A 24,103-nucleotide genomic window follows, 5' to 3' on the forward strand; every position below is an offset into this window, starting at 1 on the left:
TCCGGTTGGGACTCGCTCACTTGTTCGAACCGCACGGTCACTCTCTCAAGGCCGTTCCTAGAATATATCATGCTGGGTTTAAGAAAGCAAGCACTTTTTCAAGAAAAGTATCGATTAAAAATAAAAGGCCCCCAATCACTTGAGAGTCTTTGTCTTGGCATTGGGATGCCGGCTTGCTATGTGTTCTATAGCACTTCCAAGATAAACAGTTTTCGATCCTGAATCAGGTTAACGATCTCTCCGTTAATCGATACAATCGGTCGGGTAGGCTGGTGGGCGTCGGCATAAACGATCTCACCCGTTTTTCGATTGCTCAGTTTCACGCGCGTTCCAAGCGACAGCTGGGTCGTATGCTTGATTAGCGTACGGACAATCACCGGATCGAGCTTTCCGAACGAATCCTGTTCCAACTGTTCCAGTACCAGATAAGGCGAAGTGGCTCCGCGATAACGCCGGTCCAGTGTCATGGCATGGAAAATGTCTGCGACAGCTACGATCTTTGAATAGAGATGAAGCTTTTCACCTGTCAATGCAAAAGGATATCCGCTGCCGTCGATCCGTTCATGATGCTGCAGCGCAGCCAACAGAACGCCTTCCTGCAGAGCCGTCGCATTTTTTAGAATCTGGTAGCCGTACGTCGTATGATTGTCCATCTCCGCTTTTTCTTCCGGAAGCAGCGGCGTCGGTTTATGCAGAATCGTCGGCGAAACTTTGACTTTACCCAGATCGTGCAGCAAACCGGCCAGCGCTACCTGAATCCAGTTCTTCTGCGGAACATCCAACCAGCGGGCAAGCATATATGAAGTTAAAGCACACAATACGGCATGATGATACATATAATCGTGCTTATCCGGCATACGCGGCGTAAAGCCCAAAATCCGGTATCCTTGAATTTGATCGATCAGCTTCTCCAGCTGTGCACGCCATTGAAAGACCGGAATTTCCATAGCAAGTACGGATGGAAAACCTGTCTTGGTCAACGCTACCATCTGGTCGTATTCTTCGATGAAGCCTCTTTCCTTACGATTCACGTTCGGACGAACGGTCTCGCCGCTTGGAAGCGCCGATTCTTTGCTTTCTTGTTCCGCTGCTTTTTTGCCGGTTTCTCCCTGAAGTTCTACCTGATCGATCATAAAGGCGTGCAGGATCTCCAGATCTCTCGGAAGCAGCACTCTGCCTTTTTGAAAAAGAAGATTGCCTTTATCGGTATAAACGTTGGCTGCGATTTTTTTTCCGGCCTCAAGTTCGGTTACGGATACACTTACCATGGTACACACCTCCTCTATTGCGGTCGTTCGGGCTTTGGAAATCGGATATTCACCCTTAACCTCGGATAAACGCCGTCTGATTGTCGTACGCAAACCGCTTGCTTACCCTTTCGATTATATGCCGTGATACCAAGAGCAACAATACCAAAAATATCCGAAATCGGTTTTCTATGCGCTCTTTTAAGTAAAAGGAAATTTCCACGCAAAAAAAGGAAGTCCCGGAGGACTCCCTTGGCTTGTCGGCGCCGCTCGGTTCTTACTCCGACGCTTCCGGATCGTTATCCATCATTTCCAGCAGAGCCTTGGCTTCAACGTCCGCCACGACCGCACCGGCCTGCTCTTCCGACAATTCGCCTTCGCCCAGTTCGTCGTCTTCAATCTCTTCGCTCTTGTCGATTCGGCAGACGGTAGCCACTGCGTCTTCATCGCGAATATGAATAAGTCTTACACCCTGTGCGTAGCGTCCCATCGAAGAAACGCCATCCATGCTTGTACGGATCAGCGTACCGCTGGTCGTAATAATCATCAGATCCTCTTCGGATTTGACGACTTTCAGACTGGCAACCGGTCCGTTTTTATCCGTGACATTGATTGTCTTGATCCCTTTGCCGCCGCGGGTCTGAACCCGATACTCGCCGATCGGCGTACGCTTGCCGTAGCCTTTGCTCGTGACGATCAGCAATTCGCGGTCCGTCTTGACGACGTCCATGCCGATAACCGTGTCTTCGCCTTCAAGAGAGATCCCTTTGACCCCTGTCGCGCCGCGGCCCATCGAGCGCACGTTGCTTTCCTTGAAGCGGATCGACAGCCCGGAAGAGGTACCCATGATGATCTCCTGCTCGCCGTCGGTCAGCTTGGCTCCGATCAGGGAGTCGTCGTCGCGCAGCGTGATCGCGATCAGACCGCCTTTACGGATATTGGCATAATCGGTCAGCGGCGTCTTTTTGACAATGCCCCGGCCCGTAGCAAAGAACAGGAAGCGGTCTTCCTTGAACTCGTGTACCGGAATCACCGCATTGATCGATTCGCCCTGTTCGATCTGGATCAGGTTGATGATCGGAGTTCCGCGTGCCGTACGGCTGAGTTCCGGAATTTCGTAGGCTTTTAGCCGGTATACTTTGCCGCGGTCCGTAAAGAACAGCAGATGATTGTGGGAATTGGTCGCAAACAGATGCTCGACGAAATCTTCGTCTTTGGTTCCCATTCCCATTACGCCGCGTCCGCCCCGTTTCTGGCTGCGGTACGTGGTAGCCGGCAGACGCTTGATGTAGCCGGTATGCGAAATGGTGATGACTACTTCTTCCTGCGGAATCAGGTCTTCATCCAGAATGCTGTCTTCGCCGACCGTGATTTCGGTACGCCGCTTGTCCGCGAAACGTTCCTTGATCTCGTTCAGCTCGTCGCTGATGATCTGGACAAGCAGCTTCTCGTCCGCCAAAATGGCGCGGTATTCGCCGATCCGCTCCAGAATTTCGTTATATTCGCCTTCAATCTTCTCTCGCTCCAATCCGGTCAAGCGCTGCAGACGCATATCCAGAATGGCCTGAGTCTGTTCCTGGCTGAGCGAGTAACGCTCGGTCAGCTGCTCGCGAGCGGCATCGGCCGTCTGCGAACCCCGGATCAGGGCGATAACTTCGTCCAGATGATCCAGTGCAATACGCAGACCTTCGAGAATGTGAGCCCTTGCTTCGGCCTTTTTGAGATCGAATTCGGTACGGCGGCGTACGACAACCTTCTGGTGCTCCAGGTAGTGATACAGCACGTCGCGCAGGTTGAGGATTTTCGGTTCGTTGTTGACGATCGCCAGCATGTTGACGCCGAACGTCGACTGCATGGCCGTATGGCGGTACAGGTTATTGAGTACAACGCTCGGGTTCACATCGCGGCGAAGCTCCACCACGATCCGCATTCCGTTGCGGTCGGACTCGTCGCGCAGATCCGTAATGCCGTCGATCCGCTTCTCGCGAACCAACTCGGCGATCTTCTCGACCAGCCGCGCTTTGTTGACCTGGAACGGGATCTCGTTCACGATAATCCGCGCTTTGTTGCCGAATTCCTCGATCTCCGCTTTGGCCCGCATCGTAATGGAGCCGCGTCCCGTCTGATAAGCCTGACGGATGCCCGAGCGTCCGAGAATAAAGCCGGCGGTCGGGAAATCCGGGCCTTGAATATATTCCATCAGATCCATCGGCGTCAGATCCGGGTTCTCGATCAGCGCCTGAACGCCGTCAATGACTTCGCCGAGGTTGTGCGGAGGAATATTGGTGGCCATACCGACCGCAATACCCGATACCCCGTTAACGAGCAGGTTCGGATAGCGGGCCGGCAGGACGATCGGTTCATGCTCTTCGCCGTCGTAGTTCGGCTGGAAATCGATCGTTTCCTTGTTGATATCGCGCAGCATTTCCATTGCGATCTTCGAAAGACGGGCTTCCGTATACCGCATCGCTGCGGCTCCGTCGCCGTCTACGGAACCGAAGTTGCCGTGTCCGTTGACCAGCATATAGCGCATCGAGAAATCCTGGGCCATGCGGACCATCGTCTCGTATACTGCGGTGTCCCCGTGGGGGTGGTACTTACCGATAACTTCGCCGACGATTCTCGCCGACTTCTTGAACGGCTTATCCGGCGACATGCCGAGTTCGGACATCGCATAGAGAATCCGTCTGTGGACCGGCTTCAAGCCGTCTCTGACGTCCGGCAGCGCGCGGCTGACGATGATACTCATTGCATAATCCATAAAGGACTCGCGCATTTCAACGCCGATATCCCGATCTATGACCTGCGATCTTTGTTCTTCCGCCATGACTGCCTCCTTCTATTTGGACACTGGTCCGGGCCTGCCCGCTTCCGGGAAAAGGAAAGACTCGAACCCTGTACCGTTGGTGCCTGCATAATCACGTGGGCTGCTGCTTTTGTATTTGAAAGTAAAGCCTTGAAATCGTCTTGCAAACGCTGGAATATGCGGCTTCCACATCCTTATTATTATACCATTAATCCGTCGGGATGTCCGTATTTTGTCGTGGAAAAACAGCGGTAAAAAGAGCTTTGTTCCACATTCCCCTGCGTTTTTCATACAAAAAAAGAAGAGACGCCCCCTTCGGGCCGCCCCTTCTTCGCCCTCTCCCCCAAGAGGGAGAAATCCGGTGTTAAATGTCCAGGTTGGTTACGTAGCGGGCATGCTCTTGAATGAAATCACGACGAGGTTCGACGTTATCGCCCATAAGCGTATCGAACAGCGTATCGGCCAGCATCGCATCGCCGATCGATACCTGCATCATGGTCCGGCTTTCCGGATCCATCGTCGTTTCCCACAGCTGTCCGGCATTCATCTCGCCCAGACCTTTATAGCGCTGTACGTTGACTTTGACGCCCGGTCCGAAGCTCTCGATGATCTCGTCGCGCTCTTTCTCCGAGTTCGCGTAAATGACCGTTTTGTTGCGCTCGATCTTGAACAGGGGCGGCTGTGCAATATACACATAGCCGGCTTCGATGATCGGACGCAGGTAGCGGTAGAAGAACGTCAGCAGCAGCGTACGAATATGCGCGCCGTCGACGTCGGCGTCGGTCATGATGACGACTTTGTGATAGCGGGCTTTGGCGATATCGAAGTCTTCGCCGATTCCCGTACCGATCGCCGTGATGATGGCGCGGATCTCCAGGTTGGACAGGATACGGTCGAGTCTGGCTTTCTCGACGTTCAGGATTTTGCCCCGAATCGGCAGGATCGCCTGGAAATGCCGGTCGCGGCCTTGTTTGGCCGAACCGCCGGCGGAGTCTCCTTCGACGATATAGACTTCGCTGATCGAAGCGTCCTTGGACGAGCAGTCGGCAAGTTTACCCGGCAGCGCGCTCACTTCCAGTACGCTCTTGCGGCGCGTCAGTTCGCGGGCTTTGCGCGCCGCTTCGCGGGCTCTCGAAGCCTGAAGCGCTTTGTCGAGAATGCGACGCGCCGCAGCGGGATTCTCGTTCAGGAAGTCCGTCAGCTTCTCGGAGAAGAGCGACTCCACGATGCCCCGAACTTCGCTGTTGCCGAGCTTGGTCTTCGTCTGTCCTTCGAACTGGGGCTCGGGGATCTTGACGGAGATAATCGCCGTCAAGCCTTCGCGCACGTCGTCGCCGGTCAGGTTGCTGTTCGCGTCCTTGATGACGCCCGCTTTGCGCGCGTAATCGTTGATGATACGCGTCAGCGCACTTTTGAAGCCGGATTCGTGCGTACCGCCTTCATGCGTATGAATATTGTTCGCAAACGAATAAATGCTCTCGGCATAGCCGTCGTTATACTGAATCGCGATCTCGACCGCGATCATGTCGCGCGAACCTTCGACGTAGATCGGGTTTTCCTGGATTACGATCTTGTTCTGGTTAAGGAATTGGACGTATTCGCCGATCCCGCCTTCGTAGTGGAACGAAGCGTTCTCGCCTGTCCGCTCGTCGAGCAGCGAGATCATGATGCCTTTGTTCAGGAACGCCAGCTCGCGAATTCTCGTCAGCAGCGTGTTGTAATCGTAAACGACCGTTTCGGTGAAAATTTGCGGATCGGGCTGGAACGTGGTGGTCGTGCCCGTTTCGCCGTCCGCCACTTCGCCGATGACGCGCAGATCGTACTGCGGAGCGCCGTAACGGTACTCCTGCTCGTAGATTTTGCCGTCGCGTTTAACCTGAACGACAATTTTCTCGGACAGCGCGTTGACGACCGATACGCCGACGCCGTGCAGACCGCCGGATACTTTGTACCCGCCGCCGCCGAATTTGCCGCCCGCGTGCAGGACGGTCATGACGACTTCGAGCGCCGGACGTTTCATTTTCGGGTGTTCGCCGACCGGAATCCCCCGGCCGTTGTCGATTACCGTAACGCTGTTGTTCTCATGCACAATAACCTGGATATGGTCGCAGTGACCGGCGAGCGCTTCGTCGATACTGTTGTCCACGACTTCCCAAACAAGATGGTGAAGGCCTCTGGCGCTCGTCGAACCGATGTACATCCCCGGCCGCTTGCGTACCGCTTCCAGTCCCTCGAGGACTTGTATCTGACTGGCATCATACGATTGTTGATCCATTGACATGCTTCGTTCACCCACTCCTGTAGTTTGTGAAAATTTGAGAAAAGAATACGAAACGCCCGCTCCCGAAGCCTGTTACCGAAGGCAGAGGGAAGGGCGGCGTATAAGGAATTCCTAGATAAAACCGATTCAATCCGACATCCGAAACCTTTATTTAGAGGCCTGCGCTAAATGTTTTGGAACGCTTTTTTAGCGTCGCGGAAGAAATAGGCGAATAGTAGACGACGGACTTGGTGACGACGATGGACTTGGCCTCTTCCTCGCCGATCGTTTCGACCTGTTTGCTTTCTTTGGCGGCCGTGGTGAACTGCTTGGAGATACGCGAAGATTTTTCGATCGAAACGTCGAAAATGGCAATCAGTTCCGAAGAACGAATGATTTTTTCACCGCCGATATGGATATACATGAGCACCCGAAGCCTCCTTGAGTCACACCTTTAGAATTCCACATGCCCCTCGCTGACCGAGTAAATATGCGCGCCCTGCAGCTTCTCCGCATGGATCGTCTCGATTCCGGTCGCGGTAATGAACGTCTGCACCCGGCTCTGAAAAGTCTCGATCAGTTGGGTCTGCCGGTAGGGATCCAGCTCCGACAGCACATCGTCGAGCAGCAGAATCGGGTACTCGCCGATTTCTTCGTGAATGAGTTCGATCTCGGCCAGCTTCAGCGAAAGCGCGGTGGTGCGCTGCTGGCCTTGAGAACCGAAATTGTGTACTTCTTTGTCGTTGATGAAAAAAGTCAGGTCATCCCGATGGGGGCCGGCAAGCGTCGTTCCCCTGCGGATTTCCTGTTCGCGTACTTGTGATAATTTTATCATAAATTGTTCCAATAAAACAGCTTCATCTTCCTCTTCGGCTTCGCCGAACGAAGGAACATAGCGCAGAAGGAGCTGTTCCTTGCCGCCGGTTATCCCCTTGTGGATATCCTGTGCCCATACCTGCAGCTTGCGGATAAACCGCTTGCGCCGGCGCACGATGCTGGCTCCGTGTTCGGCCAACTGTTCGTTCCAGATCTCCAGCATGACCGGATCCGGCGTTTTGCCGTACGACTGCTTGAGCATGTTGTTGCGCTGCAGCAGAACTTTCTGGTACTGCTGCAGATGGAACAGGTAGCTCGGCTGGACCTGTCCGATCTCCATATCGAGAAAACGCCTGCGAATGCCGGGTGTCCCTTTGACGATCTCCAGGTCTTCCGGAGCAAACATTACCGCATTCAGCGTACCGATAAAATCGCTCAGCTTCCGCTGCTCCAGGCCGTTGATCTTCGCCTTCTTCCCTTTCGGAGACAAAGAAAGCTCCAGGTGGACATTTCCGTATTTCTTTTCCACATGGCAGCCTGCGTAAGCGGAGTCCTCGCCGAAAGCGATCAGCTCCCGATCTTTGGCCGTGCGGTGCGATTTGGTCAGTGCCAGCACGAACAGCGATTCCAGCAAATTCGTTTTGCCCTGGGCGTTGCGGCCGATCATCAGGTTCACGCTGCCGAAGTTTTCCAGTTTCATTTCGCCGTAGTTCCGGTAATTTTTGAGTGCGATGTCTCTAACTAGCACGTGATTTCGATGCCTCCTGTGCGCCGCCGCAAAATGAAGACGGGACCGCATTTGCACGCCGCAAAGCTGCCCCGTCTGCTGTGGATAGTGGATAACCCGCCCTGGGCGGACCTGTTTCGCCGCTTGGGATAAAATATGTTCCCGTCAAAAAGACCTTAGTCTTCCCGCACGACTTTATACGGACCTTCTCCGTCTACCTCAACCGTATCTCCCGGATACAATTTGCGGCCCCGGCGCTCTTCGTTTTCTCCGTTTACCTTGATCAGACCTTCGGCGATCAGCATTTTGGCGCTGCCTCCGGTAGAAATGCAGTCGGCCAGCTTCAAAAAGGTGTCGAGCTTGATATATTCCGTACGAATCGATACTTCATTCATCATTTTGCCTTCCTTTCGGGATTGTGTCAAAAAGAAAAGGCTCGAAGGCTGCAGGGAAGTTCCGTTACGATCGCTTGTTGCCCTCAGGAAGTTTGATTGAAATTTTACGGTATCCTCCTGAGGGCAAAGGCGAACGCTAGCGCTTCTTCACTGGAACTTCCCCTACGCCTGCTGCCTTTTCTTCAGAATTAGGTTTCTGTTTAAAAAAACAAAAAATTTAGTTGGTCGTCCGGTAAGGGAGAATGATGTACAGGCTGTTGCTGTCATCGGTCGGTTCGATAATGATCGGGCTCATGACGCCGGTGAACCGGATCGTCAGCTGCTCGCTTTCGATGACTTTGAGGACATCCAGCATATATTTCGAGTTGAACGACAACCGGAGCTGTTCGCCTTCGAACTCGGCCAATTGAATTTCTTCCTGTACGCGTCCGAGTTCCGTCGAGCTGGACGAAATCTCGATGCCGCCCGCTTCGAGCGTCTGCATCCGGACGATATTCGTCTTTTCTTCGCGGGAAAGCAGATAAGCGCGATCGATCGACTCGCTCAGGTTCTTGGTGTCGAGCAGCAGGCGCGTCTTGTGGCTCGAAGGGATGATCTTCGACGTATCCGGATACAGTCCGTCGAGAATGCGCGAATAGAACAGGACGCGATCGACTTTGAACAGGACCTGATTGTCGGCGACGACGATATCCACAAGCGTATTCTGGTCCGGAATGATTTTGCCCAGTTCGTTCAACGTTTTGCCGGAAATGACCACGTTGTTGAATTCGAGATCTTCGGTGCCTTCAAGGCGGACCGTCCGGGTTGCCAGGCGGTGGCGATCGGTGGCGACAAATTTAAGCTGTCCGTCTTTGAGACTCCACATGACGCCGGTCAAGATCGGAGTCGTCTCCTGGGTCGAAATGGAGAACACCGTTTGACGGATCATATGCCGCAGCAGATCGCCGGGTACGGACAGGACGCGGTTTTCTTCAATGCTCGGCAGCACCGGGAATTCTTCGGGATCCAGACCTACGAGCTGAATGTCCGTTGCGCCTGCGCGGATAAAGGTCTGGAATCCGCTTCCCACTTCCATCTCGATCTCAGCGGTCGGCAGCTTTTTGATAATTTCCACGAAAAATTTGGCCGGAAGCACGACGCTGCCGACTTTCTCCACGGTGACCACCGATTTGTTGTCTTGTTCCGCCGGAATAAAAGCCTGAATAGAAATATCGGTGTCGCTGGCTGTCAGGGTAACGCCGTGATAAGCCACATCGAATTTGATACCGCCGAGGATCGGAATGGTCGTCCGGCTGGAAATGGCTTTCGATACGTGTTGAATAGCTTCGCTGAGGTGGGATTTGGAAATGCTGATCTTCATCTCGTCACTCCTGTAATAGATAATATATTCTTTAAGATCTTTATAGTAAAAGTAGTAGGGGCACTGAATATGTGGATAACCTGTGAAAGAGCCCGGAAAACATAACAAACGAAGCCTATCCACATGTGTATAAGTTGTGCATAGGCTTTTCGCTTATTCAGGACGGATTTTTGATTTTTTCGGTCAGGCTGTGGACAACTTTCGTCAGCTCCTGATCGATCTTCAACGACTGGGAGATTTTCTCGTGCGCATGGATCACAGTCGTATGGTCGCGTCCGCCGAATGCTTCGCCAATCTTCGGCAGCGAATAATCGGTCAGTTCGCGCGACAGATACATAGCCACTTGACGCGGAAACGCGATCGCTTTGGTCCGTTTTCTCGCTTTGAAATCTTCCATTTTTAAATTGTAGTATTCGCCGACCCGCTGCTGGATATCCTGAATCGTGATGATCCGCGGACGGCTGGACGGAATAATGTCTTTCAGGGCTTCGGCCGCCAGATGCGCCGTTACGTCCTGATTGGTCAGGGAAGAGTAGGCCACGACACGGATCAGGGCGCCTTCGAGCTCCCGGATATTCGTATCGATCTGGTTCGCAATGTACATCATCGCTTCATTCGGTACATCCAACTTCTCCGCACGTGCTTTTTTTCGCAAAATCGCAATCCGCGTCTCGAGATCCGGCGGCTGGATGTCGGTGATCAACCCCCACTCGAACCTTGAACGCAGGCGTTCTTCCAGGGTCGGAATCTCTTTCGGAGGCCGGTCACTGGAAATAATGATCTGTTTGCTCTCTTCGTGCAGAGCGTTGAAGGTATGAAAGAACTCCTCCTGCGTCGATTCTTTGCCGGCGATAAACTGAATATCGTCGATCAGCAGGATATCGATATTCCGGTACTTGTTCCGGAAACTTTCCCCGCGATTGTCGCGAATCGAGTTGATGAACTCGTTCGTAAACTTCTCCGAAGAAATGTACACCACGCGGCTGCTGGGATTGTGCTGCAAAATGTAATGGCCGATCGCATGCATCAAGTGCGTTTTTCCGAGCCCGACGCCTCCATAGAGAAAAAGCGGATTATAGGCTTTTGCCGGCGCCTCGGCGACGGCGAGCGACGCGGCATGGGCAAAACGGTTGCCCGAGCCGATGACGAACGTGTCGAATGTATATTTCGGATTCAACATGTTCGTATTCGCCTCGACGCTGACCTGGACCGGCGTTGGCGGCGGAGTCGATTGCTTCTGCAGCGACTCTTCTTCATGTCCGGGTTCCTCGATCACAAATTTCACCGTGACATTGCGTCCAAGCACATCGAAAGCTACCTGCGCGACAAGTTTGGTATAGCGGCTTTCCAGCCATTCCACAGCGAATGTGGTAGGCGCCGATACGGTCAGCGCGCCTTGGGTGAGCTGAATGACCTCGGTTGCCTTGAACCAAGTGTCGAAGCTCGGTTTGCTCAGCTTGGTTTGGATGATAGATAGAATTTGTTGCCACAATTGAGCGGTATGGCTGTCCACAAACTGTCACTCCTTTAAAATCGTACGATGTGGCTTAAGCCGGAGCATCCGCCGAAAGTAGTCGGAAATAAGGAAAGCCGAGAGAGGTTATCCCCACTGCCAAGAATTATGGGAACAAAAAAAGAAGGATAAATTGACTTGTTCACAACTTTATCCACAGACTGTTGATAATATGGAGGCTAAAACCGGATATTCACACCGAAAAGTAATCTAATCATAGCAAAAGAAGCCGTTCATTTCAACGTTTGGCGTTATATTATCCACAATACCAATACCTTGTGCATAATAGATATCCACACCACAAGATATTGTTCATAACGTGTTCAGAATTCGCCTGTGCATAAATCGGTTGCCCAAAACTATACACAGGCCAAAAGGCAATACGGTGGAAAAGTCGATTACGCAAAAACGTCATTCCGAACGGGAAGCTTGAATGGGAACGGGATAAGCGTCTGTGGATAACTTTGGAGCCGCAAAAAGACCGCGAATAGGCCGCGTCAAGAAAAACGAAGCAGGCGACAAACCAGAGAGAGCGAAAAGAGGGTTGGTAGGGAATCGCGGATCCGGAAGCCAGAGAGGGAGAGGATGAACGTGCGGAAAATGAAAAGAGGGAGAGAAGCGGAGGATGCAGCTTACGATTTCCAGCAGTTAAAATGAACATAAAGCGAAGCTTGCCCGCCTGCCTGGAATGCCCTCGAAATTTTCCCTACCTTATATAGAGGTTTTTCGGCCTTGTTTTCTTTCAAAAAAAAGAGGGAGGTATCGCAAGAAGATGACTTGACTTTGCTGGAAACGCATGATTAAATGATAAAAGGCATGTTCTGCGAGAAGAAGAACGAATGTGTGAAACTATATTGGTTTAGCGATTTTGCAAAACCTGTACTACCGTAAAAGGAGGTGCTATTGTAATGGGTCCTACTTTCAAACCAAACACCAGAAAGCGCAAAAAGGTGCACGGATTCCGTAAAAGAATGAGCACGAAAAACGGCCGCAAGGTGCTGGCTGCTCGTCGTCTCAAAGGCAGAAAAGTGCTGAGCGCGTAAGTTCAGGCACATGAGCGAAGACCACCTGGAGGTGGTCTTTTTTTTCTTAAAACAAAGGGGACGCGAGGAAAAGTGCAAAAAAAGCTACGATTACGGAACCGGGCCGAGTTTACTCGCGTATACCGTCACGGCAAGTCTTTCGCGAACCGGCAGCTGGTCTTGTACTGGTTCCATAAACGGGACGTCGAGCGTTTTCGCATGGGCGTGTCGGTCAGCAAAAAAGTGGGCAATGCGGTGGTCCGCAACCGGATGCGCCGTTTGATGAAAGAAATTGTCAGGCAGCATGCCGACGAAATCGTCGATCATGTCGATCTTGTTTTCATTATCCGCAAGGGCGCGTTGGATCTGGACTACAAAGAGCTGGAGAAGAGCGTACTGCACGTGCTTCGCAAATCTTCGCTGATCAAGCGCAAAGGCCGTTGAACGGCGTTTTGGGGGATACGCGAATGAAGCGCTTTTTTGCGTTTCAAATAGCGTGCTAATTATGGTATGATTTTCACAACTGCCGACAATTTGTCCGATCCGGCAAGGAGCCTCACGGGAGTGCAGGAACATGAAGGTTAAGAGAGGGGTTATCAAGTGTCTCATTTGTTTAAACGCAGAGGCAAATGGCTGTTCGTTATCGCCGCTGTCCTGCTGATTGCCGTTCTTGCGGGCTGTACGCCGACGAATACGGCGCTGCATACGACGGAAGACTTGAGAAACAGCGGAAGCTTCTGGCGCAGCAACGTGGTGTATTGGTTCTCGCTGGCGCTCGACACATTCGCCAGATGGTTCGGAGGCGAATACGGCCTCGCCGTCCTGCTGCTCGTGTTGATTGTCCGTACGTTGATTCTGCCGCTGACCATTAAGTCGGTCAAGAGTTCCAAAGCGATGCAAAAGATCCAACCGGAAATGCAAAAGCTGAAAGAACAATTCAAAGACGATCCGCAGCGTATGCAGCAGGAGCAGATGCGCCTGTTCCAAGAGAACAAGGTAAATCCGGCTGCCGGCTGTCTGCCTCTGATTATCCAGATGCCGATTTTTATCGCTTTGTATAACGCTATCATCTATAACAGCGATTTGGCACAGCATTCCTTCTTGTGGATGCAGCTGGGTAAACCCGATATTCCGCTCACGCTGTTCGCAGCGGCAACGACATTCCTGCAAACCTGGCTGATGATGCGTCAGAATCCGGCACAGCAGCAGGGACCGATGCAGTTCATGCTGTTTGTATACCCGATCCTGATCTTCTTTATGGGTTATCAGTTCCCGTCCGCACTGCCGCTGTACTGGGCAATGAGTAACGTGTACACGATTGTGCAGAACTTCTTCCTGTACCGCAACAACGACCCGAAAGCCGCAGCTGCCGTTATCGCGCAGCAGGGCGGATCGAAACCTTCGGGCGGCGGCGTAAGTCTGTCGAAGGGCGCAGGCCCGGTCTCCAGCCGCAAAAAGAAAAAGAAAAAACGTTGATTTTCAAATAGAAAAACCGTTCTGACTAGCATGTGAAAAGACGAAGCGTGAACACAAGGGGGCGCGGATTCGATGACGAGCAAAGTGACGGCTGTGGGGAAAACGGTAGACGAAGCCATAACACAGGGGCTGGCACAGCTTGGCGTAACGAGAGATCGTGTCGAAGTCAATGTGCTTGAGCACCCTTCCAAAGGTTTCTTGGGCCTGTTCGGCAGCCGCAAGGCAAAAGTCGAACTCACGTTAATCCGATCGAACCGCGTCCTCGAAGAGGCAGTCGAACCTTCTCCCCAAACGGAAAAGACGGTTCGGCGCGAACGGCAGGACCGCCCGGGGGATGAACAGGTACCGCGTCGGGAGCGGCCCAATCCGGCCGCTCCCGGTCCGGTCCATGCAAACACTCCGGGTCAAGCGGATCCCGATGCGCCTCGGCGTTCCCGTCCGAATCCGGCCGCGCCGGCTCCTATGGGAACGGCAGGCGAAGGAGATTCGGCGGACGGAGTGACCGTTTTGTCCGAGTCGAAACCGGAAGATCGTTACGGAGAAGCCGCTGCGTTTATTCGCGACGTTGCGCAGTCCATGGGTCTTGAAGTCGAAGTCGATATTCGCAAGAACCGCGACGGCGGCCTGCTCGATATTTCCGGCCCCGAGCTGGGGATGCTGATTGGACGTCGGGGTCAGACGCTCGACGCGCTGCAGCTGCTCGCAAGCGTGGTAGCCAACAAAGACTCGGACCGTTTTGTCCGCCTTACGCTGGATGCGGAGAATTTCCGCCGCCGCCGGGCTAAAACGCTCGAAGAGCTGGCGGACCGTCTGGCCGAACGCGTCGTTCGTTCGCGCAAGGAAGTCGTGCTGGAACCTATGCCTCCGCAGGAGCGCAAAGTCATTCACGCACGGCTGCAGAACCACCCCGAAGTCGAGACGGGGAGCCGGGGCGAAGAACCGAACCGGCGTGTTGTGATCACGCTTAAATAAGCCGGCTGTTCCCGGCAGAACGGCGCCCTCTTTGCCTTCGCGGTGAAGAGGGCCCTCTGCCGTTCGGGAGTCGCTGCATTGAATTTGAATGTGAAAGAAACGGATGCCCAGAACTTCCGGGATGCGTAAGAGCGGCTTCAAGGCTCGGCTTGGCCGGGACCTGTCGAAACCCGCTCAAACGCGGCGCGGAGGGGTCCGTTTCTTCTTGTATATAGGGCGTGCGGCAAGGCAGGCCGAGAAAGAGAGGGACAAGCAGATGATTAGCGATACGATTGCGGCTATATCAACAGCCGTCGGCGAAGGCGGGATTGCCGTCATCCGCGTCAGCGGCCCCGAAGCGGTCGGGGAAGTCAGCCGGCTGTTTCGCGGCGCCAAACCACTGACCGAAGCGCCTACGCATACGGTGCATTACGGATTTATGGTCGATCCCGGAACAAAGGAAAAGTTGGAAGAAGTGCTGGTGACCCTGATGCTCGCGCCCAAGTCGTTCACGACGGAAGACGTGGTCGAGATCAGCGCGCACGGCGGCGTCGTCTCGGTCCGGCGCATCATGGAACTGCTGCTGAAGCAGAAGATCCGTCTGGCCGAACCGGGCGAGTTCACGAAGCGCGCTTTCCTGAACGGCCGGATCGACCTGTCGCAGGCGGAAGGCGTCATCGATTTGATTCGTTCCAAATCGGACAAAGCCTTTTCCGTGGCATTCAAGCAGGTGGAAGGCGATCTGTCCCGCCGCATCCAGGAGCTGCGGCAGACGCTGATCGAGACGCTGGCGCATATCGAAGTCAATATCGATTACCCGGAGCATGATGTGGAATCGATGACTTCGCTGTTTATCCAGGAAAAATGCGGGGCCGTGCTGGAAGAAGTCGAACGGCTGCTCAAGACGTCGAACCAGGGCAAGATCCTGCGCGAAGGCATCACGACGGCGATTGTCGGACGGCCGAACGTCGGCAAATCTTCGCTGCTCAATGCCCTGTCCGGTCAGAACCGGGCGATCGTGACCGATATCCCGGGAACGACGCGCGACGTCATCGAAGAATTTATCACCATCAACAATATCCCGCTCAAGCTGCTTGATACCGCCGGAATCCGCGAGACGCTGGACGTTGTGGAACGGATCGGGGTCGAACGTTCGCGCACCGCACTGAACGAAGCCGACCTGATTCTGCTCGTACTCAGCCATGGCGACGAACTGGATGACGAAGAAATACGTTTGATGGAGCAGATCAGCGGCCGGCAGTCGATCGTGATTTTGAACAAAATGGATCTGCCGCAAAAAATCGAGACGGAAAAAGTGCGCCAATTCTACAAAGAAGAGCTGATTGTGCCGATGACCGTTAAAGACAGCGAAGGGATCGACAGTCTGGAAGAAGCCATTTCTTCCCTGTTCTTCGCAGGCAAACTCGAAAGCGCCGATCTGACCTATGTGTCGAACGTACGCCATATTGCACTGCTGCACCAGACGAAGCGTTCGCTGCACGATGCGATCGAAGCGGCTCGGATGTTCGTGCCGATCGACATGATCCAGATCGATGTGCGGATGGCCTGGGAACAGCTCGGCGAGATCGTCGGCGATACCGCCCAGGACTCGTTGATCGATCAGATCTTCTCCCAATTTTGTCTGGGCAAATAAGCCGAAGCCGCTTTTTCTTTTAATCATACAGTGAAATACAACTACAGCGAAGCCAGTAAACGAGTAAGCGGAATGTCCTGAAGAAGCGAAGCGCTCGCCTCTGTTTTCGGAATATCTCCCTTAGGGAGCTTATTCAAATATTCCGAAAGCAGCAAGCGATCGTAAGGATATTCCGCGGCACGAGTTCACCCAGGCGAGCACCCCCTAAGGAGGGAAACACCAATGACATACTCAGGCGGAGAATTTGACGTAATCGTCGTAGGGGCCGGACATGCCGGCGTCGAATCGGCGCTTGCCGCAGCCCGGATGGGCTGCAAGACGCTGATGGTCACCATCAACCTTGATATGGTAGCCTTCATGCCCTGCAACCCGTCGATCGGCGGCCCGGCCAAAGGCCATGTCGTACGCGAGATCGATGCGCTCGGCGGCGAAATGGGACGCAATATCGACAAGACTTTTATCCAGATGCGGATGCTCAATACCGGCAAAGGTCCGGCCGTTCACGCGCTGCGCGCGCAGGCCGATAAATTCGACTACCAGCAGACGATGAAGGAAACGATGGAAAAAGAACGCAATCTCACCATGCGCCAAGGCATGGTCGAAGAACTGATCGTCGAAGACGGCAAGTGCGTGGGCGTCGTAACCAAGACGGGCACGCGGTATACGGCCAAATCGGTCGTGCTGACGACAGGCACGTACCTGCGCGGCAAGATCATCATGGGCGAGCTGATGTACGAGAGCGGCCCGAACAACCAGCAGCCGTCCGTGCGTCTGGCCGAACATCTGCGTGAGCTTGGATTCAACCTGGTTCGCTTCAAGACCGGAACGCCGCCGCGCGTGCACAAGGATACGATCGACTTCTCGAAGACCGAGATTCAGCCGGGAGACGACAAGCCGAAGTTCTTCTCCTACGAAACAAAAGGGTCGACCAACGAGCAGCTGCCGTGCTGGCTGACCTACACGTCGCCGGAAACGCATCAGATCATCAACGACAACCTGTACCGCGCGCCGATGTTCTCCGGTCTGATCGAAGGGACCGGTCCGCGCTACTGTCCGTCCATCGAGGACAAAGTAGTGCGCTTCAGCGACAAGTCGAAGCACCAGATCTTCCTGGAGCCGGAAGGCAAGAATACGGCCGAATATTACGTCCAGGGTCTATCGACCAGCCTGCCGGAAGACGTTCAGCTGAGCATGCTGCGCACGATTGCCGGTATGGAGAAAGTCGAGATCATGCGCAACGGTTACGCGATCGAATACGACGCGATGGTGCCGACGCAGCTCTGGCCGACGCTCGAAACGAAGCTGCTGCCCGGTCTGTTTACCGCCGGGCAGCTGAACGGAACATCGGGATACGAAGAAGCGGCGGGACAAGGCATTATGGCCGGAATCAACGCCGCGCGCAAAGCCCAGGGTCTTGACGCTATCGTGCTCGATCGTTCGCAGGGGTACATCGGCGTTCTGATCGACGACCTCGTTACGAAAGGGACGAACGAACCTTACCGTCTGCTGACTTCGCGCGCCGAATACCGGCTGCTGCTTCGTCACGACAATGCGGATCTTCGTCTGACGCCAATCGGCCGCGAAATCGGATTGATCGGAGAAGAACGGTACGCAGCGTTCCTTGATAAAAAAGCCAAGGTCGAAGCGGAGATCGAACGTCTGCGCAAAACGAAAGTACACCCGGATCAGGTTAATCCGATGCTGGAACGAATCGGATCGGCCGTAATCAACAACGGCTCCGATCTGCTGACCATCCTGCGCCGTCCGGAAGTGACGTACGCGGAGATCGCGACGATCGTACCGACCGAAATCGAGCTGGACGAAGAGATGAAAGACCAGGTCGAAGTTCAGGTGAAATACGCCGGCTATATCGAGAAGCAGCTGGCGCACGTGGAACGTTTGAAGAAAATGGAACAGAAAAAGCTCCCGGAAGATCTCGCCTACGAAGAAGTGCGCGGTCTGGCGATGGAAGCGAAGCAGAAGCTGGCCGCGATTCGGCCGCTGTCGATCGGGCAGGCTTCGCGTATTTCCGGCGTAACGCCCGCCGATATTTCGATCCTGCTCGTTTACCTGGAACAGGTTAATCGGGTAGCGGCGGCACGGGGGTAAGCATGGACGAGATACAGAAACGGTTTACGGAGCGTTTGAAAGAGCGCGGAATCGAACTGAACGAAACACAGCTGGAACAGTTCGAGACTTATTACAAGCTGCTGGTCGAGTGGAACGAGAAGATGAATCTGACCGGCATTACCGAACGCGAGCAGGTGTATGAGAAGCATTTTTACGATTCGCTGACGCTGGCCTTCTATGTCAATATGAAAAAGGTAACCAGCCTGGCCGATATCGGTTCGGGTGCCGGCTTCCCCGGCGTCCCGCTCAAAATCGCTTTCCCGCATCTGAAATTGTCCATCATCGATTCGCTGAACAAACGGATCACGTTCCTCAAGACGCTGTCGGAAGGACTTGGACTCGCAAATGCCGAGTTTCTGCACGGCCGTGCCGAAGAGTGGGGACACAAGCGCGGATATCGCGATTCGTTCGATCTGGTAACGGCTCGCGCGGTTGCGCGCCTCGCCGTGCTGAACGAGTTCTGCCTGCCGTTCGTCAAGCCGGAAGGGATCTTCGCGGCGATGAAAGGCACGGATCCGGCCGAAGAAATCGCGGATGCCCAGAAGAGTCTGCGCGAGCTGCGGGGCGAGATTTTGGGCGTCGAAGCGTTCCAACTGCCGTTTGACGAGTCGGAGCGCCATATTATCCGGGTGTCGAAATTCGCGATTACCCCGTACAAGTATCCGCGTACGCCGGGTCTTCCGATGAAAAAGCCTCTGGTTTAAGCCGGCTTGTTTCACGTGGAACACAAAAAAACAAAGATTTCGACCCGATGTACGGGTGACACAAGCGCTGCCTCCGGGCGGCGCTTTTTTTGGTTTGGGCCGCCGTTTTCGGAGAGAGTCGGAGGCGGGCCGGCGGTGGATTTCAGGATAGGATTCACCGCTAAAAAGTGATAAACTGGAATTGTCTGCCCGCCGAATTTCCGCGGGCTGCCCAGGATTTGCAATTCAGGAAGAACCGGCGGCCAAAGCCGCCGGTTCCGGAAGATACACGCTGCAAAAAGCTGCAAGAACAGGCTTGGCAGGCGCGATCACAGGCGGGAAACGCAAGGAAGTCCAGGATGCGGGGGGAACGCATCGGCTTCCGGTCTCCGCCCGGGTCCCGCGTACGGCCGGGCAGGGAGTTGAAATTTCTTGAGAAGGACGGCTTAAGGTGCCGCTTTCCCGGAACAGGTGGTCATGGTCGGAATGAAAGAGCAATTTTCCAAGTTATTCGGGCTGACGGAACGTGCGGCCGGAGACGAAGTCAAACAGATTCCGGTCGATGAGATTGTGAGCAGCCCTTATCAGCCGCGAACGATCTTCGATGAAGAAAAGATCGAGGAGCTGTGCCAGACGATCCGGACGCATGGCGTCATCCAGCCGATCGTCGTGCGTCTGCGCGGCGGCAAATACGAGATTATTGCCGGCGAGCGGCGCTGGCGCGCCATCCGGAAGCTCGGCCTTCCGACGGTTCCGGCTATTGTGCGCGAATTCAACGATTCGCAGACGGCTTCGATCGCGCTGATCGAAAATCTGCAGCGCGAAGGATTGACCGCGATCGAAGAAGCGGCCGCTTACGAGAAGCTGATCGAGCTGCATCAGCTGACGCAGGAAAGTCTGGCCCAGCGTCTGGGCAAAAGCCAGTCGACGATCGCCAACAAGCTGCGTCTGCTGCAGCTTCCCGAGCCGGTCAAGCAGGCACTGATGGAACGCAGGATTACCGAACGCCATGCCCGCGCGCTTCTGCCGCTCGGAAGCGAGGAACTTCAGCTCAAGCTGCTGAAAGAGATCGCCGCCAAAGAGCTGAACGTCAAGCAGACGGAAGCCCGGGTCGCTTTTTACAAAGAAACCGTTCAGGTCAAGAAATCCAAGCGCGTCTCTTACAGCAAAGACGTCCGGCTGGCTCTGAATACGATCCGTCATTCGATTGACATGGTGTCGGGATCGGGGATGAACATCCGGACCACGGAAGCCGACCAGGGAGATCACTACGAAATCGTGATTCGGATTCCCAAAAAGTCCTGATTGCGGAGCGCGGCTGCGGAATTCATGCCGGTACGGAACAAACCAATCCCAACCGAGGTGAATCCGATTGTCCAAAATCATTGCAATCGCCAATCAGAAAGGCGGAGTCGGCAAAACGACGACATCCGTCAATCTGAGCGCCGGTCTGGCCAAGCTGGGCAAGCGCGTGCTGCTGATCGATATCGACCCGCAGGGCAATTCGACAAGCGGAGTCGGAATCAACAAAGCCGATGTGGAACACTGCATCTATGACATCCTGATCAACGAAGTTCACCCGAAAGAAGTCGTCGTCTCTACGCATATCGAAGGGCTCGACGTCATTCCCGCCACGATTCAGCTGGCCGGCGCGGAGATCGAGCTGGTCCCTGTCATGTCGCGGGAACTTCGGCTGAAGAAGAATATCCATCTGATCAAAAAAGATTACGATTATATTCTGATCGATTGTCCGCCCTCTCTGGGAATTCTGACGATCAATTCACTGACGGCCGCCGATTCGGTCATTATTCCGATCCAATGCGAGTATTATGCGCTTGAAGGCCTCAGCCAGCTGCTCAACACGGTGCGTCTGGTCCAGAAACAGCTCAATACCGAACTGCAGATCGAAGGCGTGCTGCTGACCATGCTTGATGCGCGGACCAATCTGGGTATCCAGGTGATCGAAGAAGTGAAAAAGTATTTTCAGGACAAAGTTTACGAAACGATCATCCCCCGCAATGTGCGTTTAAGCGAAGCCCCGTCGCACGGTCAGACGATTATGACATACGACCCCCGTTCCAAGGGAGCCGAATACTATATGGAGCTGGCAAGGGAAGTGATGACCTATGAATAAAAGATTGGGCAAAGGGCTTGGAAAAGGATTGGATGCGCTTATTCCGTCCCTATCCGTAGGGGAAAACGATCAAGTGGTCGAGATTCCGCTCAACCAGCTCCGCGCCAATCCGTACCAGCCCCGGCACTCTTTTGACGAAGAAGGACTGCGCGAACTGGCGGAATCGATCCGCCAGCATGGCGTGATCCAGCCGATCATCGTTCGCAGCGTGCTCAAAGGGTACGAGATCATCGCCGGCGAACGCCGGACGCGTGCCTCGGCGTTGGCCGACAAAAGCCGTATTCCGGCTGTAGTGCGCGAGTTCACCGATCAGCAGGTGATGGAAATCGCGTTGATCGAAAATGTGCAGCGGGAAAATCTGAATGCCATGGAGATCGCCGTCGCTTACCAATCGCTGATGGACGAGTTCAAAATGACGCAGGAAGAATTGTCCACGAAAGTAGGCAAGTCCCGCTCGCATATCGCCAATTTCCTGCGGCTGCTGTCGCTTCCGGAGCAAGTGAAAGAGCATGTTTCACGTGGAACGCTCTCGATGGGGCATGCCAAAGCAGTCGTCGGATTGAAAAATCCCGCCGTTCAAATCGAGCTTGCGGAAAAAGCGATCCGTGAAGGCTGGAGTGTACGGGAGCTGGAAGAATCCGTTCAGGAAGCGGTAGTCCAATCCGGCGCCAAACCCAAAAACAAGACCAAGAAACGCGATCCGTATATTGCCGACGTCGAAGACTCGCTGCGGGAGCATTTCAAAACGACAGTCAAGATCAAGCCGGGCAGCAAGGAAAAAGGCAAGATCGAGCTGAGTTATTACGATCAGCAGGATCTGCAGCGTCTGCTCGATCTGCTGCAGTAATCCGGCTTGTTCAAAAAGTTTCTTCATTATTAAACAGCGGAAGGAGGAGCGGCGGTTGAGACAGACGGAAAAACCGGTAATCTATCTGGATCACGCAGCGACTTCCTGGCCCAAACCGGAGACGGTACTTGCGGCTATGCAGCATTCGATGCAGGAAGAAGCAGCCAACCCGGGCAGGGGCGGACATCGCATGGCGATCTCGGCCGGAAGGGTATTGGTCCGAACGCGAATGCTGCTCGGCCGGCTGTTTGGAGCAGCGAATCCGAACGATATCGCTTTTATGCCCAATACGACGACAGCTTTGAACCAGGCGATCAAAGGACTGCTGCAGCCCGGCGATCACGTGATTGCGACCATGACCGAGCATAATTCCGTTCGACGTCCTCTGGAATATATGCGGCGGGAACACGGGGTTCAGCTCGATTATGTACCGGTCGACGAATTCGGGAAGATCGATCTGGGTGAGCTTTCTTCGCTCTGCAGGCCGGCAACGCGGTTGATCGTCTGCAACCACAGCTCGAATCTGCTCGGAAGCATTCTTCCTGTCGCGGACATTGCGGATATCGCACGAAGCTGCGGAGCGCTGCTGCTGGTCGATGCCGCCCAGAGCGCCGGGGTGATGGATATCGACGTAGGGAAAATGGGGATCGATATGCTGGCTTTTCCCGGACACAAAGGGCTGCTGGGACCCCAGGGAACCGGCGGGCTGTATGTGGATCCTTCGATCGACCTCGTACCGCTGATTCATGGAGGAACGGGCAGCCAATCGGAAGAAGCCGACCAGCCTTCCGTGCGTCCCGACCGCTATGAAGCAGGTACGCCCAATACGGTAGGGATTGCCGGGCTGGGTGCGGGAGTCCGCCATGTGCTGGAGGAAAGTCCGTCGGTAATCGGGCAGAGGGAATGGGAACTGACCCAGCAGCTTATGGGACGACTGTCCGCCGTGCGAGGACTTAATTTGTTGGGACCCAAACTTGGGGAGCCGAGAACGGGCATCGTTTCCTTTACGGTAGAGGGGATCGGTTCCGCGGATCTGGCGTTTCGCTTGGACAGGGACTACGGGATCGCGGTGCGGGCGGGTTACCACTGCACGCCCCTTGCTCACCGGTCCGCGAACACGATCGGCAGCGGAGCGGTCCGAAGCAGCGTCGGTTTTATGACCACCGAGACAGAGACGCAGGCCCTGGCGGAAGCCGTACAGGAAATCGTGCGGTCCGTTTTCTGAGGAACGATTGAAGCCAAAAAGCGCCGATTTTACAAACTCCACTAGACAAGCGACAGAAGGGAAAGAGTCGAAGCATGGCAGAATTGAATGAGTTGATTTCCGAGTATTTGTTCGTGGTGGTTGCCGTTCTGGCTTTATTGGTCTTGTTGTTTCTGATTATCGTGGTGGTGCAGTCCGTTAAACTGGGCAGGCTGCGCAAGCGCTACGAACGCATGATGTCGGGTGCGGGCGTCGAAGATCTGGAATCGCTGCTGCTGAACCTCAAAATGCAGACCGATTCAGTGGAAGACGAGCAGGAAAAGCAGCGGCGGACGATGATGCTACTCGAACAGCGCCAGCGGATGGCCAAAACGAAACTCGGCATGAAGCGTTACAACGCTTTTTCCGACCAGGGGAGCGACCTCAGTTTTTCTTTTGCGCTGATGGACGATCTGGACAACGGGATTGTCGTCAGCGGTCTGCATAACCGTGACAGTTCCTATGTGTACGCCAAGCCGCTCGAGCAGGGCAGTTCGAAGTACGCACTGTCGCCGGAAGAAAAAGAAGCGGTCGAATTGGCACGCCGGGAGGGGTCGGCTTGAGCGAACGCGAATGGGTGCTGGCCTTCGATTCGTCCCAACAGGCACTGCGTGCAGAAATGCTGATGGACGAAAATCAGGTTGAATTCGATCTGATTCCCACGCCGGGCGCCATCACGGCAGGGTGCGCGATCAGCCTTGCTTTTGATGCGAAGATGCTGGAAAGCGTGCAGACCGTCGTAGAAGCGGAAAAGATCGAGATCCGGGGGCTTTTCCGTTCAAACGGTACAGGTTACCAACAGCTGGTCTGAATCGACTCGAATGAAATGCCCGCGCCCG

At 54.3% G+C, this 24,103-nt stretch carries 21 protein-coding genes; 13 read left to right on the forward strand and 8 right to left on the reverse strand.

The window, feature by feature from the left end:
• Nucleotides 1-185 precede the first annotated feature (185 nt).
• From HOP44_RS15205 to dnaA, 8 genes are all read right to left on the reverse strand, one after another.
• A complete protein-coding gene (locus tag HOP44_RS15205) occupies nt 186-1,268 on the reverse strand; it encodes an HD-GYP domain-containing protein (RefSeq protein WP_172254823.1) in 1,083 nt (360 codons plus the stop codon).
• Between the two features lie 256 nt (nt 1,269-1,524).
• A complete protein-coding gene (gyrA, locus tag HOP44_RS15210) occupies nt 1,525-4,074 on the reverse strand; it encodes a DNA gyrase subunit A (protein WP_172254825.1) in 2,550 nt (849 codons plus the stop codon).
• A 343-nt stretch (nt 4,075-4,417) separates the two neighbouring features.
• A complete protein-coding gene (gene gyrB, locus HOP44_RS15215) occupies nt 4,418-6,334 on the reverse strand; it encodes a DNA topoisomerase (ATP-hydrolyzing) subunit B (protein WP_172254827.1) in 1,917 nt (638 codons plus the stop codon).
• Nucleotides 6,335-6,485: 151 nt separating this feature from the next.
• Nucleotides 6,486-6,737, reverse strand: coding sequence for an extracellular matrix regulator RemB (gene remB, locus HOP44_RS15220; protein WP_172199033.1), 252 nt, complete (start codon nt 6,735-6,737; stop codon nt 6,486-6,488).
• Nucleotides 6,738-6,767: 30 nt separating this feature from the next.
• The gene (gene recF / locus HOP44_RS15225) at nt 6,768-7,877 is read right to left on the reverse strand and encodes a DNA replication/repair protein RecF (RefSeq protein WP_172254829.1); all 1,110 of its coding nucleotides are present in this window, start codon (nt 7,875-7,877) and stop codon (nt 6,768-6,770) included.
• 155 nt (nt 7,878-8,032) lie between these two features.
• Entirely contained in the window at nt 8,033-8,251 is a 219-nt protein-coding gene (gene yaaA, locus HOP44_RS15230; RefSeq protein WP_281358144.1) for a S4 domain-containing protein YaaA, read from the reverse strand.
• Nucleotides 8,252-8,468: 217 nt separating this feature from the next.
• Entirely contained in the window at nt 8,469-9,611 is a 1,143-nt protein-coding gene (gene dnaN, locus HOP44_RS15235) for a DNA polymerase III subunit beta (protein WP_172199024.1), read from the reverse strand.
• A gap of 157 nt (nt 9,612-9,768) precedes the next feature.
• Complete coding sequence (gene dnaA / locus HOP44_RS15240; protein WP_172254831.1) at nt 9,769-11,124, reverse strand: chromosomal replication initiator protein DnaA; 1,356 nt, start codon at nt 11,122-11,124, stop codon at nt 9,769-9,771.
• Nucleotides 11,125-12,032: 908 nt separating this feature from the next.
• Between dnaA and rpmH the strand changes: the two genes are divergently transcribed.
• The 13 genes from rpmH (at nt 12,033) to HOP44_RS15305 (ending at nt 24,075) form a co-directional block, all read left to right on the forward strand.
• Nucleotides 12,033-12,167 carry a 50S ribosomal protein L34 gene (gene rpmH, locus HOP44_RS15245; protein WP_018976936.1) on the forward strand — a complete coding sequence of 45 codons (135 nt, stop codon included), beginning with the start codon at nt 12,033-12,035 and terminating at the stop codon, nt 12,165-12,167.
• A 72-nt stretch (nt 12,168-12,239) separates the two neighbouring features.
• Nucleotides 12,240-12,590 (forward strand): ribonuclease P protein component, encoded by a 351-nt coding sequence (gene rnpA, locus HOP44_RS15250; protein WP_172254833.1) that lies wholly within the window; start codon nt 12,240-12,242, stop codon nt 12,588-12,590.
• Between the two features lie 156 nt (nt 12,591-12,746).
• Nucleotides 12,747-13,622: a YidC/Oxa1 family membrane protein insertase gene (locus HOP44_RS15255; protein ID WP_343059912.1), complete on the forward strand. Its 876-nt coding sequence runs from the start codon at nt 12,747-12,749 to the stop codon at nt 13,620-13,622.
• A gap of 72 nt (nt 13,623-13,694) precedes the next feature.
• Nucleotides 13,695-14,594 carry an RNA-binding cell elongation regulator Jag/EloR gene (jag, locus tag HOP44_RS15260; RefSeq protein ID WP_172254835.1) on the forward strand — a complete coding sequence of 300 codons (900 nt, stop codon included), beginning with the start codon at nt 13,695-13,697 and terminating at the stop codon, nt 14,592-14,594.
• A gap of 256 nt (nt 14,595-14,850) precedes the next feature.
• Entirely contained in the window at nt 14,851-16,227 is a 1,377-nt protein-coding gene (mnmE, locus tag HOP44_RS15265; RefSeq protein ID WP_172254837.1) for a tRNA uridine-5-carboxymethylaminomethyl(34) synthesis GTPase MnmE, read from the forward strand.
• 222 nt (nt 16,228-16,449) lie between these two features.
• Nucleotides 16,450-18,336, forward strand: a complete 1,887-nt coding sequence (gene mnmG, locus HOP44_RS15270; protein ID WP_172254839.1) for a tRNA uridine-5-carboxymethylaminomethyl(34) synthesis enzyme MnmG — start codon at nt 16,450-16,452, stop codon at nt 18,334-18,336.
• A 2-nt stretch (nt 18,337-18,338) separates the two neighbouring features.
• The gene (gene rsmG / locus HOP44_RS15275; protein ID WP_172254841.1) at nt 18,339-19,061 is read left to right on the forward strand and encodes a 16S rRNA (guanine(527)-N(7))-methyltransferase RsmG; all 723 of its coding nucleotides are present in this window, start codon (nt 18,339-18,341) and stop codon (nt 19,059-19,061) included.
• Nucleotides 19,062-19,526: 465 nt separating this feature from the next.
• Nucleotides 19,527-20,345, forward strand: a complete 819-nt coding sequence (noc, locus tag HOP44_RS15280; protein WP_172254843.1) for a nucleoid occlusion protein — start codon at nt 19,527-19,529, stop codon at nt 20,343-20,345.
• Nucleotides 20,346-20,412: 67 nt separating this feature from the next.
• A complete protein-coding gene (locus HOP44_RS15285; RefSeq protein ID WP_172254845.1) occupies nt 20,413-21,174 on the forward strand; it encodes a ParA family protein in 762 nt (253 codons plus the stop codon).
• 4 nt (nt 21,175-21,178) lie between these two features.
• Nucleotides 21,179-22,021: a ParB/RepB/Spo0J family partition protein gene (locus tag HOP44_RS15290; RefSeq protein ID WP_172255300.1), complete on the forward strand. Its 843-nt coding sequence runs from the start codon at nt 21,179-21,181 to the stop codon at nt 22,019-22,021.
• 55 nt (nt 22,022-22,076) lie between these two features.
• The gene (locus HOP44_RS15295) at nt 22,077-23,246 is read left to right on the forward strand and encodes an aminotransferase class V-fold PLP-dependent enzyme (RefSeq protein WP_172254847.1); all 1,170 of its coding nucleotides are present in this window, start codon (nt 22,077-22,079) and stop codon (nt 23,244-23,246) included.
• A 74-nt stretch (nt 23,247-23,320) separates the two neighbouring features.
• Entirely contained in the window at nt 23,321-23,827 is a 507-nt protein-coding gene (locus HOP44_RS15300; RefSeq protein WP_172254849.1) for a DUF4446 family protein, read from the forward strand.
• Nucleotides 23,824-24,075, forward strand: coding sequence for a putative Se/S carrier protein (locus HOP44_RS15305; RefSeq protein ID WP_172254851.1), 252 nt, complete (start codon nt 23,824-23,826; stop codon nt 24,073-24,075). The genes HOP44_RS15300 and HOP44_RS15305 overlap by 4 nt, the downstream gene beginning before the upstream one ends.
• Nucleotides 24,076-24,103 lie beyond the last annotated feature (28 nt).

It is taken from the genome of Saccharibacillus deserti, from assembly GCF_013618475.1.
Classification (GTDB): Bacteria; Bacillota; Bacilli; order Paenibacillales; family Paenibacillaceae; genus Saccharibacillus; species Saccharibacillus deserti.

Excerpts from the sequence above, each read along its gene's own strand:
- mnmE (WP_172254837.1), top strand. The coding sequence starts at position 14,851 with ATGATTAGCGATACGATTGCGGCTATATCAACAGCCGTCGGCGAAGGC.
- rsmG (WP_172254841.1), top strand. The coding sequence starts at position 18,339 with ATGGACGAGATACAGAAACGGTTTACGGAGCGTTTGAAAGAGCGCGGA.
- gyrA (WP_172254825.1), bottom strand. The coding sequence starts at position 4,074 with ATGGCGGAAGAACAAAGATCGCAGGTCATAGATCGGGATATCGGCGTT.
- gyrB (WP_172254827.1), bottom strand. The coding sequence starts at position 6,334 with ATGTCAATGGATCAACAATCGTATGATGCCAGTCAGATACAAGTCCTC.
- dnaN (WP_172199024.1), bottom strand. The coding sequence starts at position 9,611 with ATGAAGATCAGCATTTCCAAATCCCACCTCAGCGAAGCTATTCAACAC.
- HOP44_RS15300 (WP_172254849.1), top strand. The coding sequence starts at position 23,321 with ATGGCAGAATTGAATGAGTTGATTTCCGAGTATTTGTTCGTGGTGGTT.
- yaaA (WP_281358144.1), bottom strand. The coding sequence starts at position 8,251 with ATGAATGAAGTATCGATTCGTACGGAATATATCAAGCTCGACACCTTT.
- HOP44_RS15205 (WP_172254823.1), bottom strand. The coding sequence starts at position 1,268 with ATGGTAAGTGTATCCGTAACCGAACTTGAGGCCGGAAAAAAAATCGCA.
- mnmG (WP_172254839.1), top strand. The coding sequence starts at position 16,450 with ATGACATACTCAGGCGGAGAATTTGACGTAATCGTCGTAGGGGCCGGA.
- jag (WP_172254835.1), top strand. The coding sequence starts at position 13,695 with ATGACGAGCAAAGTGACGGCTGTGGGGAAAACGGTAGACGAAGCCATA.
- rpmH (WP_018976936.1), top strand. The coding sequence starts at position 12,033 with ATGGGTCCTACTTTCAAACCAAACACCAGAAAGCGCAAAAAGGTGCAC.
- remB (WP_172199033.1), bottom strand. The coding sequence starts at position 6,737 with ATGTATATCCATATCGGCGGTGAAAAAATCATTCGTTCTTCGGAACTG.
- noc (WP_172254843.1), top strand. The coding sequence starts at position 19,527 with ATGAAAGAGCAATTTTCCAAGTTATTCGGGCTGACGGAACGTGCGGCC.